The following is a 14,752-nucleotide window of genomic DNA, read 5'->3' as shown; positions in this document are numbered from 1 at the left end:
CGTCGATCGATCAGCGTGCCAGCAGCAGTCCGGCCAAGCCGATGACGACCGGCACCACGGCAAAGGCCAGGAAGAGGTAGGAGAGCACGAGTCCCACCGTCGACTCCCAGCGAGGACCGACGTGTCGTCGCGCCTGATGACCGACGAGGACGCCGGCCAGCGGGAGAAGGTACTGCAGCGTGGTCGCGACTCCGATGACCAGGGGATCGCCCACCCACAGGTGGGCCACCGCCAGGTATCCGACGGCGTAGGACACGACGGCGAGAACGCCCAGCACGAACGCAGCCCGCGTCCACCCTCGTCCGCTCCGCCGCGCGGTACCCGTCTCCTTCATCACACTCATACCTCCACTGTACGAATCGCTCCTCGCGCACGCCCGCCCCTCGGAGCATGTGCCGGTCCTTCGCCCGACGTCTCGTTCGGTGACACGACCAAGCCTCGGCGAGCTGCTGTCCAGCGTCAGCCGGCGAGCCGGCGTCCACAACGAGGACGCGACTCGGATTCGGAACATGTCCGATGGCTGCCTCGATAGCCTCAGCGCATGAAGATCCGAGCCGGTTCGCCTGACGATCGCGGGCCCTGCATCGACCTCTGGCTGGAGGCACTCAGAGCACGAGACGGATGCAGTCAGGACGACGCGGTCGCCGAGAGGGCTCGAGCGAAGTTCCACCGGCCTCTCGTTCGGTTCGCCGTCATCGGCTCGGATCCCCTCGGGTTCGCTCTCACCGTCGACACGGGCGATGGTCCGGGCCGACACAGTGCGCTGCTCGAACTGCTCGCCGTCGCACCGAGCGAGACAGGGCGCGGGCTCGGCCGGACACTGCTCGACGACGCGGTCCAGTCCGCCTCTCAGCTCGGCTACCTCGTCCTGAAGCTGCACGTCCGCGCCGGAAACGATCGGGCGGAAGGGCTTTACAAGGCGTCCGGCTTCGAGCCTCACGGGGATCCCGCGCCGCATCCGCTCGGTGGTCATCCGATGATCGAGTACGCGCGGACTCTGACTCACGTCAGCAACTGAGGACCTCCGGCCACCGATCCCCGTACGGGCCACCTCGCGCGACCGGATCACATGCGCACTCAACGCTGGTCGAGCGGTCGGGTCATGGCAACCTCATCCCATGAGCGTGAGCGACGGACAGGCCTGTGCCCCACGGGACCTCGACGTGCTCAGCGACCGGCTCCGACTGTGCCGGCCCGCCGAGACCGACCTGGACGAGCTGTTCCGCCTCTACACCGATCCGCGGATCGCGGAAGAGGATCCGCTCCTCCTCCATCTCTCCGCCGATCAGACCCGGGCCGTGATCGCGTATCGAAGGACCCAGTGGACACGGGACGGACTCAGCAGCTGGGTGATCCGCCGGCGCGACTCCCCCATCGACAGCCGTGATCTGATCGGAATGGGTGGATGCACTCTGCTCTCCGATGCAGCCTGGAATGTGGCGTTCACCCTCCACCCCGACCACTGGAGCAAGGGCTACGCGCAGGAGGTCGCCCTCGCCGGCATCGAACTCGCCCACCGCCTCCGACCGGAGCTGCCCATCACCGCGGTCGTCGCAGAACGCAACGCACGCTCCCGCCGCACCATCGAGCGACTCGGCCTCGCGCTCAGATGGGAGGGTCCGGACGCGCACAGCCCAGACCCGACCGCACGAGTCGTGCTCTTCGCCGACCGCCAGCTCTCCGCTGAACAGGTCCGCCGGCTCACCGGCTGAACCCGATCGCCGATCGGCTCATCCGCCAGCTCAGCGAGAGCTCCCCTCACGGGCAGCGAGTCGGCACCGCCGGTGAGCATGGCGATCCTCCGCTGCGGGAACTGCAAGCGAAGCCGACCTGTCGGTCCACCAGCCGGCGCCTCCCCCTCCCCGCTCCTCGATCCCCGACCGCAGGGCAACGAGACACGACGACGCTGCGCTCGGGAGTCCACCGGCAACTCCTTGAAGGGGCACGGCCGTCCGTCGCCGGACGGATTCACGTCCACCTCTTGTTCATTCCGGCTTCGTTGTCCAGCGCCGTCGGCTGCCCTAGCGTTCGGCAGGTGGACACCAGGAGATCGACCTCGACCGGCTCTAGCTCCGTTGTGTCCTGGGTCGCTCTCGCGTCAACCGGCGTCGCCGCCGCGACACTCTGGATCGCGGACGCCGTCTGGTACGGGATCCCCGAGTCGGGTGGCCCGGGAGTCAGTCTGCTCTTCATCGGCGGATGGGGTCTTCTCACGTGCGCCGCCCTGCTCACGGTCGGCGTGCTCATCCATCTGGCGCCCTCCGCGCTGAGCCGCCACGGAAAACGCCCCGTCGAGTTCGTGCTGCCGAGCGCCGCACTCGTCCTCATCGCGGGGATCCTGCTCGCGCATCCGCTGGCGGGCAGCGCTTTCGCCTGACCCTCACCGGCATCGACCCTCGAAAATGTCTCGGCGCCTCCGGGCCCTCTCGTCAACGGGCTCTGGTGGCTTCACAATTACAGCGAGGGGTGCAACCGTTCGGGTCGGTGCACCCCTCGCTGCCGGTTGGCCGAACGCGCGCCAACCTCCAACGACCAGCAGCCAGGGATCGCCGATCGAGCGGTCACAGCCTAGATTTTCTAGACGGTCTAACTAAGTCCCCTTTCCGGGTGAGGTGGATCGTGCAGGCGATGCTGGTGCTTCGGCTGACCGCGGGCGCCGAGTTGGGAGCGGAGCGATCCGATTTCGAGGTCGATCACTCCTGGTACGGGTCGAAGCGGTGGGCGGGGCGGGCTGCGGTGGTCGTGGTGGTCACGGGCGGGCCTTCCTGTGCAGCAGTGGAAGAGGAGGAGGGGGCGGGGACCGGCGCGAGCCGGTCCCCGCCGGAGGAGCTAGCTGAGCCCTGCGGCGTCGGCGGGGGTGCTGTCGCCGGTGACGACCTGCTCGACCGGGGAGAGCGCGTAACCCCAGGCCGCGAGCTGGCGGAAGTGCTCGGCCGTGCGCTCGTCGCCGCGGCGCCAGGACTCCTTGCTCGTGTGCGCCTCCTGCCCTCCGAGCACGACGGCCAGCGCGACCAGGCGGGCCTTCGCGGGGTTCCCCTCGATCAGCGCCGCGAGAGCGTCGGCGCGGTAGCCGGAGGGGCGCTCGATGCGCAGCAGCGCGTGCGCGAGGTCGCTGCCGTTGCTCATCCCCGACGACACCGCGAACCGGTGAGCGGTGAGGCCCAGGGCGATGACGCGATCCGCGTCCTTGGGGAGGGTCTTGCGGGCGAGGAACGTCGCGATCCACTCGCGGCGCACCTTCTCGGCCGCGTTCCACGCCTTGTTGTTGGCGATGAGCACCTTGCGCTCAGCGGACTTCTCGGCGCGCTCCTCCTCGGCCTCCTCCTCGGTCTGCGGCTGCTCGGGCGCTCCGTAGGCGTAGGTGAATCCGGCAGCGGTCGGGTCCTGAACCAGGAGCGTGACCTCGACCTCGCCGCGCCAGCTGGTGTCGATGAGCACTCCGCGGCCGGGAGCGGCGGCGACCTGCTCCGGGGTGACGCTCTTCCCGTCCTCGCCACGCAGCTGCCGCACCGGCGTCCACGTCGCCTGGTCGCCCTAGGCGTCGGAGCGGGTGAGGATCTGGAAGACGTTGCCGGTGTACTCGGCGGCGGTCGCCGCGAGGAGCCCCTGGTGCGCGGCCTCGTCGCGGAGGGTCTGCGCGGTGTGCTCGAACCGGGCCGGGTCGTGTATGGCGACCTCGATCAGGGTCGCGCGGGCGTCGGCGTCGTCCTCGAACTCCAACAGCACCGCCGCCTGGTCAAGGGTCAGCTCGTGCTCGTGCAGAACGGACGTGACGGTCGCGGACTCCGCGACCGCAAGCCCCTTCTTCACCGCGTCGGTCTTGGTGCCGGTGCGCTTGGCGATCGCCGCGGCAGACACGCCCTCGAACGCGAGCTGCGCCCACGCGGCGGTGCGGTCCGCGACGCTCAGCTCGGCGCGCTGGTCGTTCTCGATGATCTGCTGAACGATCCGGTACTTCCGAGCCGCCAGCAATCAGTCAGGTGGACGAGCCGGTCGTCGGCCCGGCCCCTACGCGCACCAGTCGCGCGAGCGTCCGTTGACGCTGCGCGCGGTGTCGCCGGTGCCGAGGTCGACGAGCACGGTCGAGGTGGCGCTGAAGCCCGGCTCGCCCGGGTAGTCGTCCGGCCGACCCTCGACCGAGACGGTCTCGACGGCGAGGTACTGCCCGTTCGGCGAGAGGCAGACGCCGCGGATGCGCCCCGTCGGCGAGGTGCGGAACACCTCCGAGGTGCCGGACGCGTCGACGCGGACGACGGAGTACTGGGTCGCCCCCGTCTCCGGCGCGTACTCGGCCTCGAGCTCGACGTAGCTCCCGGAGTCGAGGAGCAGGATCTGCACGGGCGTCGCGGTCGCGCTCACGTCGGCCGGCGGGAGGGCGAGCGTTTCGACCGAGCCGTCGGCCAGGTCGATCAGCGAGCCCGACTCCGGATCGGCGACCACGAGCCGGTTCGCGCCGGGCACGAATCCGCGCAGCTCCGCGTGCTGCCCGAGCGGGCTGATCGAGCCGGGCGTCAGCAGGTCGAGCAGGAGCACCGTGTCGTCGAGCGAGTGGGTGACGACCGAGGTGGTGCCGGGCACGAACATCCAGTCGCGCGCCCGCAGCGGCCCGCCGTCGATCCCGACCACGGGGACCGCCTCGGCCTTCTGGTCGGTGAGGTCGTAGGAGTAGAGGGCGCGGTCGAGCGGGCCCGACGGCGCCTGCCCCGTGAAGGTCCAGCCGAGCACGCCCTTCTCGGGCGAGGAGTGCAGCTCGCGCACGGTCCCGGGGCCGGGGAGCGGGATCACGCCCTCGGAGCCGGTGTCGAGCGTGACCGTGCGGAGGAGGTTCGTGTCGTCCGGCTCGATGGTCACGACGACCAGCACCGGGCCGACGACGGCGTAGTCCTGGATCCGGTCGGCCGTGACGAGGACCCGGGCGTCGCCTCCGGAGAGCGGGCGGACGCGGACGGCGTCGGGCTGCGAGGGGTCGTCGGCGGTGCGGTCGAGGGTGAAGAGGTCGGGGTCCTTCGTGGTGAAGGAGGCGGAGACGTCGGCGGCCGAGCCGGTCGCGGCGCTGCGGGCGTCGTCGATCCCGATCTCGTAGCGGGTGGCGTAGCGGAGGGTGTCGGTGAAGGTGACGGTGAGCACGCCGCCGTCGAGCTCGGCGGTGTGCGGGGCGTCCGGAGCGACGCGGACACGGTCGAGCGCGTCGGGCTCGAGCGCCTGGTCGAGGTGCAGGCGGGCTCGGGAGCCGTCGCGCTCGACGACGCCGTCGGTGCTGACCTCGAGGGAGGCGACCCGGGGCCCCTTCGCGACGGTGGCGGCGGTCAGGCCTCCGACCGCGAGGACGAGCACCGCGACGACCGCCCAGAAGAGCCGCGAGAAGCGGGAGGCGCCTGCGGAGTCGAGGCCGGGAGCCCGCCGCGCACCGCCTCCGGCCCGTCGCCCGCTCTGCGCCGACGTGCCGCCGCCGGGAGACGCGCCGGGCTCGAGAGACGCGCCGCGCTCAGGAGACGCGCCGCGCTCAGGATTCGCGCCGCGCTCAGTAGACATACGGCATCGCCGGCTCGTCGATCGGAGTGAGCGCCTCCGGCTCCAGCACGACCGCCTCGGCGCTGGTGACGCTCGGGTTCGCGCCGAAGCCGCCGCTCGCCTCCAGCCACTGCCCCTCCGACCAGGTGTCGGCCCAGCCGGCCTGGTAGACCGGCACGCCCACCGGCTGCGCGTCCACCGCGCAGCAGGTGACGACGAAGCGGGCGATGTAGAAGACGTTCTCGGGGTCGGAGGCGTCGGGGGTCACGAATCCGCTCACCGTCGCCGTGCGGCCGGCGAGGAACTGCTCGCTCGCGCCCTGACGCAGCAGGGTCGCCCAGTCGCGCACGCTGAACGAGGCCGTGTCGCCGGTGGGCGCCGCAGCGGTCACGGAGGCGTCGACGGCGCTGGTGTTGACCTCGCGCTGCGTCGCGGTCGAGGCGGTGAGGGCGGCCGGCGGGAGCACGAGCAGGGCGACGGCGGCGGAGGCGATCACCGCGACTCCGGCCGCGACCGCGACCACCCGGCGCCAGGGGCGGGCGGGCACGGGGGCGTGGAGGTGCTCGACGTCGTCCTCGTGCTCGTGGGCGTCCTCCTCGGCGCCCGGCACGACCGCGAACGCCGCGATCAGCAGCACTCCTGCGATCACCGCGAGCACCACCGAGAACTCGAAGTAGCGGGGGTGGATGTAGAGGCCGAGTCGGCCGGTCGCCGCGAGCCACAAAGTCGAGACGACGCCGATCAGGCTGAGGACGACGCCCTTCCAGCGGGCGAGGAGGCGCTCAGAGCGCATAGTTCACCGCCAGTCCCAGCACGGCCGCGGCGAGGGCGACCAGCACGGTGACGCGCACCAGCGTCGCGGCCGAGAACGTGGTGCGGAGCAGCGCGAGCATCTTGACGTCGATCATCGGGCCGAAGACGAGGAACGCGATGATGCCTCCCGGCAGGAACGTGGAGCCGAACGAGAGCACGAAGAACGCGTCGACGTTCGAGCAGATCGAGATGACGAAGGCGAGCACCATCAGCGCCAGCACCGACCAGAGCGGGTCGCCGCCGAGAGTGGTCAGCACGTCGCGCGAGACGCCGACCTGGATCAGCCCCGCGATGGCGGCGCCGACGAACAGCGCCGGCATCATCGCCCCGGTCTCCTCGGCGAACAGCAGCACGCTGCGCCGGGAGCGGTCGCGGAGGGAGCGGGAGGGCCGCTCGCCCGCCTCGCAGGCAGCGCGGAAGCGGTCGGTGAGCAGGCTCATCGGCTCGGAGTGGCGGCTGAAGATCCAGCCGACGAGGTTCGCGATCGCGAAGCCGCCGACGATGCGCCAGACGAGGATCCCGTCGGCCCAGCCGAAGGCCTGGTAGGTCGTGACGATGGTGATCGGATTCACGATCGGCGCGGCCAGGAGGAACGTCATCGACTCCGACACCGAGAGGCCCTTGACGATCAGCCCGCGCGCGAGCGGCACGTTGCCGCACTCGCAGACCGGGAGGAGCACGCCGAGCAGCGAGATCACGAGCCGCCGCGGGAGCGCCCGCTTGGGCAGGATCCTCAGCAGCACGGCCTCGGGCACCCACAGCTGCACCGCGATCGAGAGGACGATGCCGAGGAACACGAACGGCAGCGACTCGATGACGACGCTGATCGAGAGGGTGAGGAAGTCGCGCACCGCGTCCGAGAGGGCGTCTCCCGCCGCGTCCGGGGCGAGCAGGCGCGTCGCCACGAGGACGGCGACCAGGGCGAGCCCGAGGAGCGGCCCGCGCCGCGACCGCCGGGCGCCCGGGGACGCGCGGGTCGGGGCGGCGAGCGCGGATTCGGGGGACATCCCGACCCATCGTAGGCGGGGGTCCTGCGCGGGCCGGCGCGGGGCGCGGGCGCGGGGCCGCCGGGCGTCGCCCGGGGCGCGCGAGAACTCAGAAGTGGGCGTACGGGAGGGCGAGTACCGCGACTTCTGCGTGCTCGCGGTGTCGGCTGCGCCCGACCTGGCGAGGTCCGGCCGTCCGCGAGTGTCCGATCGTCGTCGCACTCGCGCTCGAGTGCGACGACTTCTGGACACTCGGTGCGAGGGCGGGCGCCGAGGGTCGCGGGAGGCGGGCGCGGCACTCGCGCAGAAGCCCTCCGGGTGCAGGATGAGCGCATGCCCGCCTCCCCCGCGCACCCCCTCCGCGTGCGGATGCAGCCGCGCGCGATCGACGAGGCGCACCGCGTCTCGAGTCCGCTCGAGCTGCTCGTCGACCTGACCTTCGTCGTCGCGATCGCGCAGATCGCCCAGCAGCTCGCCCACGCGACCGAGGAGGGGCACCTCGCCGAGGGGCTCCTCCCCTTCGGCATGGTGTTCTTCGCGATCTGGTGGGCGTGGATGAACTTCACCTGGTTCGCCTCCGGGTACGACACCGACGACGTGCCCTACCGGCTGCTGACCCTCGCCCAGATGGGCGGCGTCCTGGTGCTCGCGGCGGGAGTGCCGGCCGGCTTCGAGGACGGCGACTACCGGGCGATCACCATCGGCTACGCGATCATGCGGTTCGCGCTGGTGAGCCAGTGGATCCGCGTCGCCGTGTCCACTCCGGAGCACCGCACCTCCGCCGTGCGCAACGCCGTCGGCTTCTCGATCGTGCAGGTCGGCTGGCTGATGCGGCTGCTCCTGCCCGAGGAGGTCGGGGTGGTGAGCTTCCTGCTCCTGGTCGTCTGCGAGCTGGCCGTGCCCCTCTGGGCACAGCGGGCGGGCGACGCGAACTGGCATCCGCACCACGTCGCCGAGCGGTACGGGCTGTTCACGATCATCCTGCTCGGCGAGGGCGTCCTCGCGGCGGTGATGGGCGTGCAGCGGGCGGTGACGGAGGCGGGCGTCAGCACCTCGCTCGTGCTGGTCGCGGCCTGCGGGCTGGTGATCGTCTTCGCGCTGTGGTGGCTGTCGTTCTCGCATCCCTCCGGCGAGCTGCTGGAGCGGCGGCGCGGCCTCTCCTACCGCTGGGGCTACGCGCACTTCGCGGCGTTCGCGGCCCTCGCGGCGCTGGGATCCGGGCTGGAGGCGGCCGTCGCCGCGACCGCGGGCCACCTCGAAGCGTCCGACACGGTGATCGGCGCGGCCGTCGCGGTCCCGGTCGCGGTCTTCGTCCTGACCCTGTGGGCGGTGCACGCGCCGCTCGGCGAGCACCAGCCGATGCCCGCGCGGCTGGCGCTCCCCGGTGTCGCGCTGGCGCTCGCGACTCCGCTCGTGGCGGGGGCGCTCGGCGTGGGCGGTGTGCTGGTCGCGCTGGCCGCGGTCTCGGCGGGGCTGGTCGCCGCGGTGGTGGGGCGCGGGCGCACCGCGGAGTGACGGGGTCGGCGGGCGAGGCGCGTCGCCGTCCCGAGAGGCGCGTTGTGGGGGCGGAGGAGCGGACCGCGCCTCGAGACACAGCCCTCGTCGACGAGTCGCCGGCCTGGCGGCGGTGTCCCGGCGGGGGCGGAACGCCTCGGCGAGCGCACCGCGGCAGCGGCTACCCCCGGCGCGGCAGCGGCTACCCCCGGCGCGGCAGCGGCTCCGGGCGGCGGGGCACCCAGCAGCGGACGCGCGAGCGGTAGCGCTCGAAGTCGGCGCCGAAGCGGGCGGCGAGGTCCGCCTCCTCCAGCGGGCGCACGGCCCGGTTCCAGACGACGGCGCCGAGGAGCGCGTACAGCACGACCAGCCACGACGAGAGCAGCAGCCCGACCGCCGCTCCCTGCACGATGCCGGCGACCGCCATCGGGTTGCGGACCCAGCGGTAGGGGCCGGCGATCACCAGCCGGTTGGTCATCGCGATCGGCAGCGGCGTGCCGTCGCCGAGGAGCGACATCGTGAGCCCCGACCAGATCCCGAGCGCGCTCGCCGCGACCAGCAGCAGGACGCCGACGCCGACGACCGCGGGCGGCGCCGCTCCGAGGCCCACGCCCCAGCGCTCCTCCAGCGCGGCGATCACCAGCGGGACGACGACCAGCGCGCCTCCCCAGAACACCGCGATCTGCCCGAGGGTCGCGGCGAGGTGCGATCCGGGCCGGCGGCCCGCGGTCGCGACGCGGAAGGAGAAGGGACCGGAGGCGATCCAGCGCGTGGGCACCCGGCCGAGCAGGAGCAGGCACGCCGCGACGACGGAGCCGCCCGCCGCGGCGAGCATCGCGACGACGCCCCAGCCCGCCTCCCCCGTCAGGGTGGCCCAGACGGCCAGGGCGACCGCGACGAGGAGCGTCCAGGCCGTCGCGGTGACGGCCGCCCAGCGGATCCCGGCGGCGGCGAGAGCGGAGGCGCCGACGAACAGCGGGAGGTCGAGAGCCGCGACAGGGACGGGATCGAGGCTGCCGAGCGTCGCGATCCGCACGGCGGGGACGAGCGCCACGGCGACCCACCAGGCCGCTCCGCCGAGCGCCTGCACGGCGAAGTAGAGGCGTCCCCAGGGCATGGCTGCACGGTACTTCATAGCTGAACCCAAGGAACGACCCAGGGCGTTGACGGGCTCGGCGCCCTAGGCTCGAATCAGTTCCCGCCGCCTCCACGAGAAGCGGCCCACCACGACGCCAAGGACGACGCCGATGAACCGCACGACCGTGATCACCGCACTCGCCTGCGGGCTCCTCCTCACCGCCGCCGCAGCCACTCCCGCTGTCGCCGCGACCTCGGACACCGCCGGGGACTCCACCCGCTCCGTCGACGAATTCGGCGTTCTCGCCGCGACCGACGGCGACACGCTGCTGATCAACGGGCGCGCCTTCCTCCTCGAGTAGGTCCTCCCCGCCGGGCACGGCCGCGAGGACGCCACTCGCGGCGCCGGCCTCCTGATCCGCCGCTGCGTCGACGTCGACGCCGCCGCGGCCGTATTCCTGGTGACGACGGTGCACGGCTTCTCCGGGCCCGAGATCCTGCCCGCCTACCGCGAGGCGCTGCGGCACCCGCGCACCGAGCACCTGGTGTCGATCTCGGACAGCGACCGCTCCCCCGAGCTCGACTACGCGGCGACGGTGCACCACGGGATCGACGTGGACGGCTTCCCCGCCGGATCCGGAGGAGAGGACCTCGTGATCCTCGGCCGGATCCACCCCGACAAGGGCACGGCGGAGGCGGTCCGGATCGCCGCCGCGGCCGGGCGGCGACTCGTGATCTGCGGCATCGTCCAGGACGAGCGCTACTGGCGCGAGGAGGTCGAGCCGCTCGTCGACGGGACTCGCGTCGTCTACCGCGGCTCGGTCGGGCCGGAGGAGCGCGCCCTCGTGCTCGGCGGGGCGCTCGCGCTCCTGCATCCGATCGGCTTCGACGAGCCGTTCGGCCTCTCCGTCGTCGAGGCGATGGCGTGCGGGACGCCGGTGATCGCGTACCGCCGCGGATCCATGGCCGAGATCATCGACGAGGGCGTCACCGGGTTCGCGGTGGGCTCCCTGTCGGAGGCGGTCGCCGCGGTCGAACGGGCCGGACTCCTCGACCGCGCGGCCGTGCGGGCGACCGCGCGCCGCCGCTTCGCCGTGGACCGGATGGTCGACGAGTACCTCGCGGTGTACGCGGGAGTGCTGGGGCGCTGACGCCGGCGTCACGTCGGCATCGGATGCTCGCGTGACTCCCGGCCGTCTGCACCGAGTCGCCCGGGAGGGCTCGTTCTCGACGCGGAGAACGAGCCCTCCCGGGCGACTGAGCGATGCTGATAGGAAGAGGCCGTGCCTCGACCTCATCTCTTCGTCACCCGCGGGAGCCTCCTCCACTTCGCCTGCGACGCGTGGCTCCTGCCGACGGACCGCTTCCTCTCGTTCACCGACTTCTGGCGCGGGGTCCCGCAGCTGGAGGATCGCGCACGCGCCGCGCTGACTCCGGAGTTCTCGGACGGCCGACAGGCGGCACTGCCGCTCGCGCCGCGCGACGGCGAGCCCACTCCCGTCCTCACCGCCGTCCCCGATCACGCCGTGCGCGACGCCGAGGACAGCGAAGGACTCGCCGACATCGCCCGCCGCCTCCGGGCCTTCGTCGAGGTCGCCGCGCGGACGGCGACGAGGGATCGGCGCACGAGGCGGCCGCTGCCGCTCCTGGCCGTGCCGCTCTTCGCGACGGCGGGAGGCGGATCAGGGACCCTCCGCGACGCCGTGCTCGCCCAGCAGCTCCGCGTGCTGCGGGAGGCCGCCGAGGCGTTCCAGGTCGACATCGCGATCGTCACCCTCCGCGCCGACGTCCACGCCTTCGCCCAGTCCAGGCGGCGACTCGATCCCGCGACGTCCTGGCCCGAGCTGGAGGCTCCGGCCCTCGAGGAGGCGCAGAGCCTCGCCGAGCGCGCCCGTCGCCGCCGGCTCGTGCCCTTCCTCGGCGCCGGGACCAGCGTCAGCGCCGGCGGCCCCTCCTGGGACGGACTGCTCGAGGAGCTCGGCCGCGAGATCGGACTCGACTCCGACACGTCCGCGGTCCTCAGCGGGAAGAACGTGCTCGACCAGGCGTCCTACCTCGCGACGCTCTTCGACGAGGAGCAGCCCGGACGGTTCGCCGAGGCCGTCGCCCGTGAGATCGGATCCCTCGAGCGGTACGGTCTCGCTCCGGCGCTCCTCACCGCGATCGACTCCGAGCAGGCCATCACGCTCAACTACGACCGCCTCTTCGAGACGGCGTCCGAGGACGCGGGCGTCCCCCGCGCCGTCATCCCCGGCGACCACGAGGGCGACCACGAGCGCTGGCTGCTCAAGCTCCACGGCACCGTCGACGACCCGTCCTCGATCGTCCTCACCCGCGACGACTACCTCGGCTTCGACTCCTCCCGCCGCGCCCTCTCCTCGATCGTGAAGGCCACCCTCGCGACCCGGCACCTGCTCTTCGTCGGCTTCGGCCTCAGCGACGACCACTTCCACGAGATCGTCCACGACGTCCGCCGCGCGTTCCCCTCCTCCGCCTCAGGAACGCTCGCGACCGCGCTCACCCTCTTCGCGGATCCGCTCGACGAGCGCCTCTGGCAGGGGAGGCTGCGGCTCGTGCCGATGCTGCCGGTGCCCCACGATCCGTCCCACGTCGGCGAGGCCGCCCGCGTCCTCGAGATCTTCCTCGACGCTCTGGCCGCCTTCGCGACGGACGCCCACTCGTACCTCCTTGCACGGGGACACGAGAGCGCGATGACCGAGGCGGAGCTGCGGCTGCGGGAGCGGCTCATCGCGATGCTGCGGGAAACGACGGCGGAGGAACGGGCGACCGGAGCGTGGCAGGAGGTCGCGGGGATGAGTGAGCGGCTGGGTGGGGAAGGGCGCTAGCTCGGACAGCGCTCGTCCCTCGAGGGCCGAACGGCCGAGCCGGCGGTCGTCGGCGAGTCCTGCGCGGATGGACGAAGGACCAGCGGATCGACTGATCGCGGGCGAGAGGTCACCGACCTCCCGCCCGGCACCGCTCAGACGGCGTCGTGGAGCTCGACGTTGTCCTGATACTCGAAGTGCGTCTGGACACGATCCGAGACGTCGATGTTCTGCAGCTTGCTGGACGCTGGGATGAAGCCCACCAGACCAGCTGCCGTCTCACCGGCCTGAGCCGTCCGGTAGACGAACTTGAGGATCGCGTCGTTGCGGGAGTGGTAGCCGTAGACCGCTTCGTCGACCGAGGCGGTCAACGAGTCCCAGTTGCTCTTCGCTCCGATCGCGGTGCCGAGGAGATGTGCGGCCTGGATCCGCGGCCCTCCGGGCTTCGTGCCCATGGACTGCGCGGCGACGACCATCGCCCTCGCTCCCAGACTGTGACCGATGAGCACGTATGACTCCGCGTTCGTGCGTGCGAGCAGATCACCGATGATCACGCCCGTCTTGTCGGCGCGGTTCTTCGCGACGTGCCAGGGGTTCCTCGCGAGGTCCGAGGCGATCATCGCCGGCCCGGCGACGCCTCCGAGAAGCTTCGCCCCCGCCTTGTGCCCGAGCGCCGCCGCTCCTCTGAGCAGCCCCATGGCGACGCCCTTGCCTGCTGCGCCCAGGGCGAGATCCGTCAGATCCCGCAACTCCTTCGACCCCCATCGGACGCGGTAGACGGGCGAGTCCGGGTAGCGGGAGTCGACGATCGACTTCCACTCGCCCCACCGCTCTCCCTCACCGTCGGTGAGGAACCCGTTAGCGACGACCACGGGGACGCCGCCCGTTCCCGGACGGAGCAGCTCGATCTGGAACGACTTGTCCTCGCTCAGGTAGGCGTTCGCGACCGATGCCCCGAGGACACCTCCCACCGCCGCTCCGACGGCCGTCACGACCGCCGTGCCGCCGGCCATGCCGAGCCCGCCCGCTGCGAGGGTGCCGCCGCCGAGCAGCGCGAGTCCGTGTGAGCTCGCCGCTGCGCCGGTGAATCCGCCGAAGACGCCGAGCGAGCCGATCGCCCCGCCGATGGCGGGAGCGGCGAGGAGAGCGACCGGCGCCGCCATCGCGAGGACAGCGATGCCGCCCACGATGATCTTCGAGGTCGCGTCGAGGTCGGGCTTCTCGTATTCGAGGAAGGCCTCGTAGTCGTGCAGCTCGCCGAAGGTCCCCTGGGCCTTCTCGAAGCCCGGGATCTCGTGCTTGTGCTCGGCGCAGAACTGGGGGACGCGCAGAGCGCCGCGCTCGCGCACCGCCATGTTGCCGCAGCCCACAGCCACGCACGGGAGCGTCGCGGATCCGCAGCCCTGGCAGACGTAGACGGGAAGCTGCCCCGCGGGACGGTTCGACTTCCGGTGCTCGGTGTTGAAGAAGCACGACGAGCACCATCCGTGCTGGACGTCCAGCAGCGAGACGTCGTCTGCGACGTCCGCGATCCACTGCGCCGTCTTCGCGTACGTCTCGGCCACTTTCTGTGCGGTCCGCCGCTCCTGCTCCACCTGCTGGAGAGCTGCCTTCTGCTCGGCCGGATCCGAATGCGCGAGAGCCTCGGCATTGGACGTCATCCGGGCGCGGTACCAGGTCTTGGCGTACGCCCACATGTTGCTGCGCAGTGCAGGATTGCTCTCGAGAACGCCACCGCTCTCCGTCACCGGCTCGAGATCGGTGAATTCCCCCGCAAGGGAGAGAGTCGCCCCCTGATCCGAGAGCACATCCACTCGGAGACGGGTTCCTTCGACGACATAGGCGTGCAGTGAGCCGGGCATGGGTTGATCGTGCCATACCGGTCGAGGTCCGGTTCACCGCGGAAGGGCCGTCGCCTCCATGCGGTCGCCGCTTACATCCGGCCCTTCATGGCACCCGACGTTCGACCCCGCTTGAACGAAATGCCCGGCTTCCCCGGCGTGCCGAAGGAACTGCAACCTGTTCACGACATCATTAGGAAGTACC

General features: G+C 71.9%; 15 protein-coding genes. 7 read left to right on the top strand and 8 right to left on the bottom strand.

Features of this window, described 5'->3' with window-relative positions:
• Positions 1-10: 10 nt before the first annotated feature.
• The gene (locus tag C5C95_RS05620; RefSeq protein WP_104226378.1) at positions 11-343 is read right to left on the bottom strand and encodes a hypothetical protein; all 333 of its coding nucleotides are present in this window, start codon (positions 341-343) and stop codon (positions 11-13) included.
• A gap of 198 nt (positions 344-541) precedes the next feature.
• Between C5C95_RS05620 and C5C95_RS05615 the strand changes: the two genes are divergently transcribed.
• The 3 genes from C5C95_RS05615 to C5C95_RS05605 all read left to right on the top strand — a co-directional run bounded on the left by C5C95_RS05615 (position 542) and on the right by C5C95_RS05605 (position 2,377).
• Positions 542-1,018, top strand: a complete 477-nt coding sequence (locus C5C95_RS05615) for a GNAT family N-acetyltransferase (protein ID WP_104223376.1) — start codon at positions 542-544, stop codon at positions 1,016-1,018.
• A gap of 100 nt (positions 1,019-1,118) precedes the next feature.
• On the top strand, positions 1,119-1,712 hold the full coding sequence (locus C5C95_RS05610) for a GNAT family N-acetyltransferase (RefSeq protein WP_104226377.1): 594 nt from the start codon (positions 1,119-1,121) through the stop codon (positions 1,710-1,712).
• Positions 1,713-2,077: 365 nt separating this feature from the next.
• Complete coding sequence (locus C5C95_RS05605) at positions 2,078-2,377, top strand: hypothetical protein (protein ID WP_104223378.1); 300 nt, start codon at positions 2,078-2,080, stop codon at positions 2,375-2,377.
• Between the two features lie 452 nt (positions 2,378-2,829).
• Here the strand turns inward: C5C95_RS05605 and C5C95_RS05600 are convergent, their stop codons facing one another.
• Genes C5C95_RS05600 through C5C95_RS05580 form a run of 5 tightly spaced genes read right to left on the bottom strand, consistent with a single transcriptional unit; the run spans position 2,830 to position 7,331 of the window.
• On the bottom strand, positions 2,830-3,510 hold the full coding sequence (locus tag C5C95_RS05600) for a hypothetical protein (protein WP_104226376.1): 681 nt from the start codon (positions 3,508-3,510) through the stop codon (positions 2,830-2,832).
• Between the two features lie 24 nt (positions 3,511-3,534).
• The gene (locus tag C5C95_RS05595; protein ID WP_104226375.1) at positions 3,535-3,972 is read right to left on the bottom strand and encodes a hypothetical protein; all 438 of its coding nucleotides are present in this window, start codon (positions 3,970-3,972) and stop codon (positions 3,535-3,537) included.
• A 36-nt stretch (positions 3,973-4,008) separates the two neighbouring features.
• Positions 4,009-5,532, bottom strand: a complete 1,524-nt coding sequence (locus C5C95_RS05590; protein ID WP_104323996.1) for a hypothetical protein — start codon at positions 5,530-5,532, stop codon at positions 4,009-4,011.
• Positions 5,522-6,304, bottom strand: a complete 783-nt coding sequence (locus C5C95_RS05585; protein WP_104226373.1) for a TIGR03943 family putative permease subunit — start codon at positions 6,302-6,304, stop codon at positions 5,522-5,524. The genes C5C95_RS05590 and C5C95_RS05585 overlap by 11 nt, the downstream gene beginning before the upstream one ends.
• A complete protein-coding gene (locus C5C95_RS05580; protein ID WP_104223382.1) occupies positions 6,294-7,331 on the bottom strand; it encodes a permease in 1,038 nt (345 codons plus the stop codon). The genes C5C95_RS05585 and C5C95_RS05580 overlap by 11 nt, the downstream gene beginning before the upstream one ends.
• A 312-nt stretch (positions 7,332-7,643) precedes the next feature.
• On the opposite strand from C5C95_RS05580, the gene C5C95_RS05575 reads away from it, so the two are divergent.
• On the top strand, positions 7,644-8,825 hold the full coding sequence (locus C5C95_RS05575) for a low temperature requirement protein A (protein WP_219812277.1): 1,182 nt from the start codon (positions 7,644-7,646) through the stop codon (positions 8,823-8,825).
• 181 nt (positions 8,826-9,006) lie between these two features.
• On the opposite strand, the gene C5C95_RS05570 is transcribed toward C5C95_RS05575, so the two are convergent.
• On the bottom strand, positions 9,007-9,921 hold the full coding sequence (locus C5C95_RS05570; RefSeq protein WP_104323995.1) for an isoprenylcysteine carboxylmethyltransferase family protein: 915 nt from the start codon (positions 9,919-9,921) through the stop codon (positions 9,007-9,009).
• Positions 9,922-10,051: 130 nt separating this feature from the next.
• On the opposite strand from C5C95_RS05570, the gene C5C95_RS05565 reads away from it, so the two are divergent.
• The 3 genes from C5C95_RS05565 (at position 10,052) to C5C95_RS05555 (ending at position 12,727) form a co-directional block, all read left to right on the top strand.
• Positions 10,052-10,243 (top strand): hypothetical protein, encoded by a 192-nt coding sequence (locus C5C95_RS05565; RefSeq protein ID WP_104223384.1) that lies wholly within the window; start codon positions 10,052-10,054, stop codon positions 10,241-10,243.
• A gap of 99 nt (positions 10,244-10,342) precedes the next feature.
• Complete coding sequence (locus tag C5C95_RS05560) at positions 10,343-11,032, top strand: glycosyltransferase (protein ID WP_258072630.1); 690 nt, start codon at positions 10,343-10,345, stop codon at positions 11,030-11,032.
• A gap of 132 nt (positions 11,033-11,164) precedes the next feature.
• Positions 11,165-12,727, top strand: a complete 1,563-nt coding sequence (locus C5C95_RS05555; RefSeq protein ID WP_104323993.1) for an SIR2 family protein — start codon at positions 11,165-11,167, stop codon at positions 12,725-12,727.
• A gap of 134 nt (positions 12,728-12,861) precedes the next feature.
• Here C5C95_RS05555 and C5C95_RS05550 read toward each other — a convergent pair whose 3' ends face one another.
• Positions 12,862-14,568 (bottom strand): DUF726 domain-containing protein, encoded by a 1,707-nt coding sequence (locus C5C95_RS05550; protein WP_104226369.1) that lies wholly within the window; start codon positions 14,566-14,568, stop codon positions 12,862-12,864.
• Between the last annotated feature and the right edge of the window lie 184 nt (positions 14,569-14,752).

This window comes from Rathayibacter sp. AY1B7, assembly GCF_002932735.1.
Classification (GTDB): domain Bacteria; phylum Actinomycetota; class Actinomycetes; order Actinomycetales; family Microbacteriaceae; genus Rathayibacter.
Note: the sequence above shows the minus strand (reverse complement) of the source record. Positions and strands in the feature narration are given on the sequence as shown.

Coding starts and splice junctions, on each gene's coding strand:
- C5C95_RS05585 (WP_104226373.1), bottom strand. CDS start 6,304: ATGCGCTCTGAGCGCCTCCTCGCCCGCTGGAAGGGCGTCGTCCTCAGC.
- C5C95_RS05580 (WP_104223382.1), bottom strand. CDS start 7,331: ATGTCCCCCGAATCCGCGCTCGCCGCCCCGACCCGCGCGTCCCCGGGC.
- C5C95_RS05590 (WP_104323996.1), bottom strand. CDS start 5,532: ATGTCTACTGAGCGCGGCGCGAATCCTGAGCGCGGCGCGTCTCCTGAG.
- C5C95_RS05570 (WP_104323995.1), bottom strand. CDS start 9,921: ATGCCCTGGGGACGCCTCTACTTCGCCGTGCAGGCGCTCGGCGGAGCG.
- C5C95_RS05550 (WP_104226369.1), bottom strand. CDS start 14,568: ATGCCCGGCTCACTGCACGCCTATGTCGTCGAAGGAACCCGTCTCCGA.
- C5C95_RS05620 (WP_104226378.1), bottom strand. CDS start 343: ATGAGTGTGATGAAGGAGACGGGTACCGCGCGGCGGAGCGGACGAGGG.
- C5C95_RS05565 (WP_104223384.1), top strand. CDS start 10,052: ATGAACCGCACGACCGTGATCACCGCACTCGCCTGCGGGCTCCTCCTC.
- C5C95_RS05575 (WP_219812277.1), top strand. CDS start 7,644: ATGCCCGCCTCCCCCGCGCACCCCCTCCGCGTGCGGATGCAGCCGCGC.
- C5C95_RS05610 (WP_104226377.1), top strand. CDS start 1,119: ATGAGCGTGAGCGACGGACAGGCCTGTGCCCCACGGGACCTCGACGTG.
- C5C95_RS05615 (WP_104223376.1), top strand. CDS start 542: ATGAAGATCCGAGCCGGTTCGCCTGACGATCGCGGGCCCTGCATCGAC.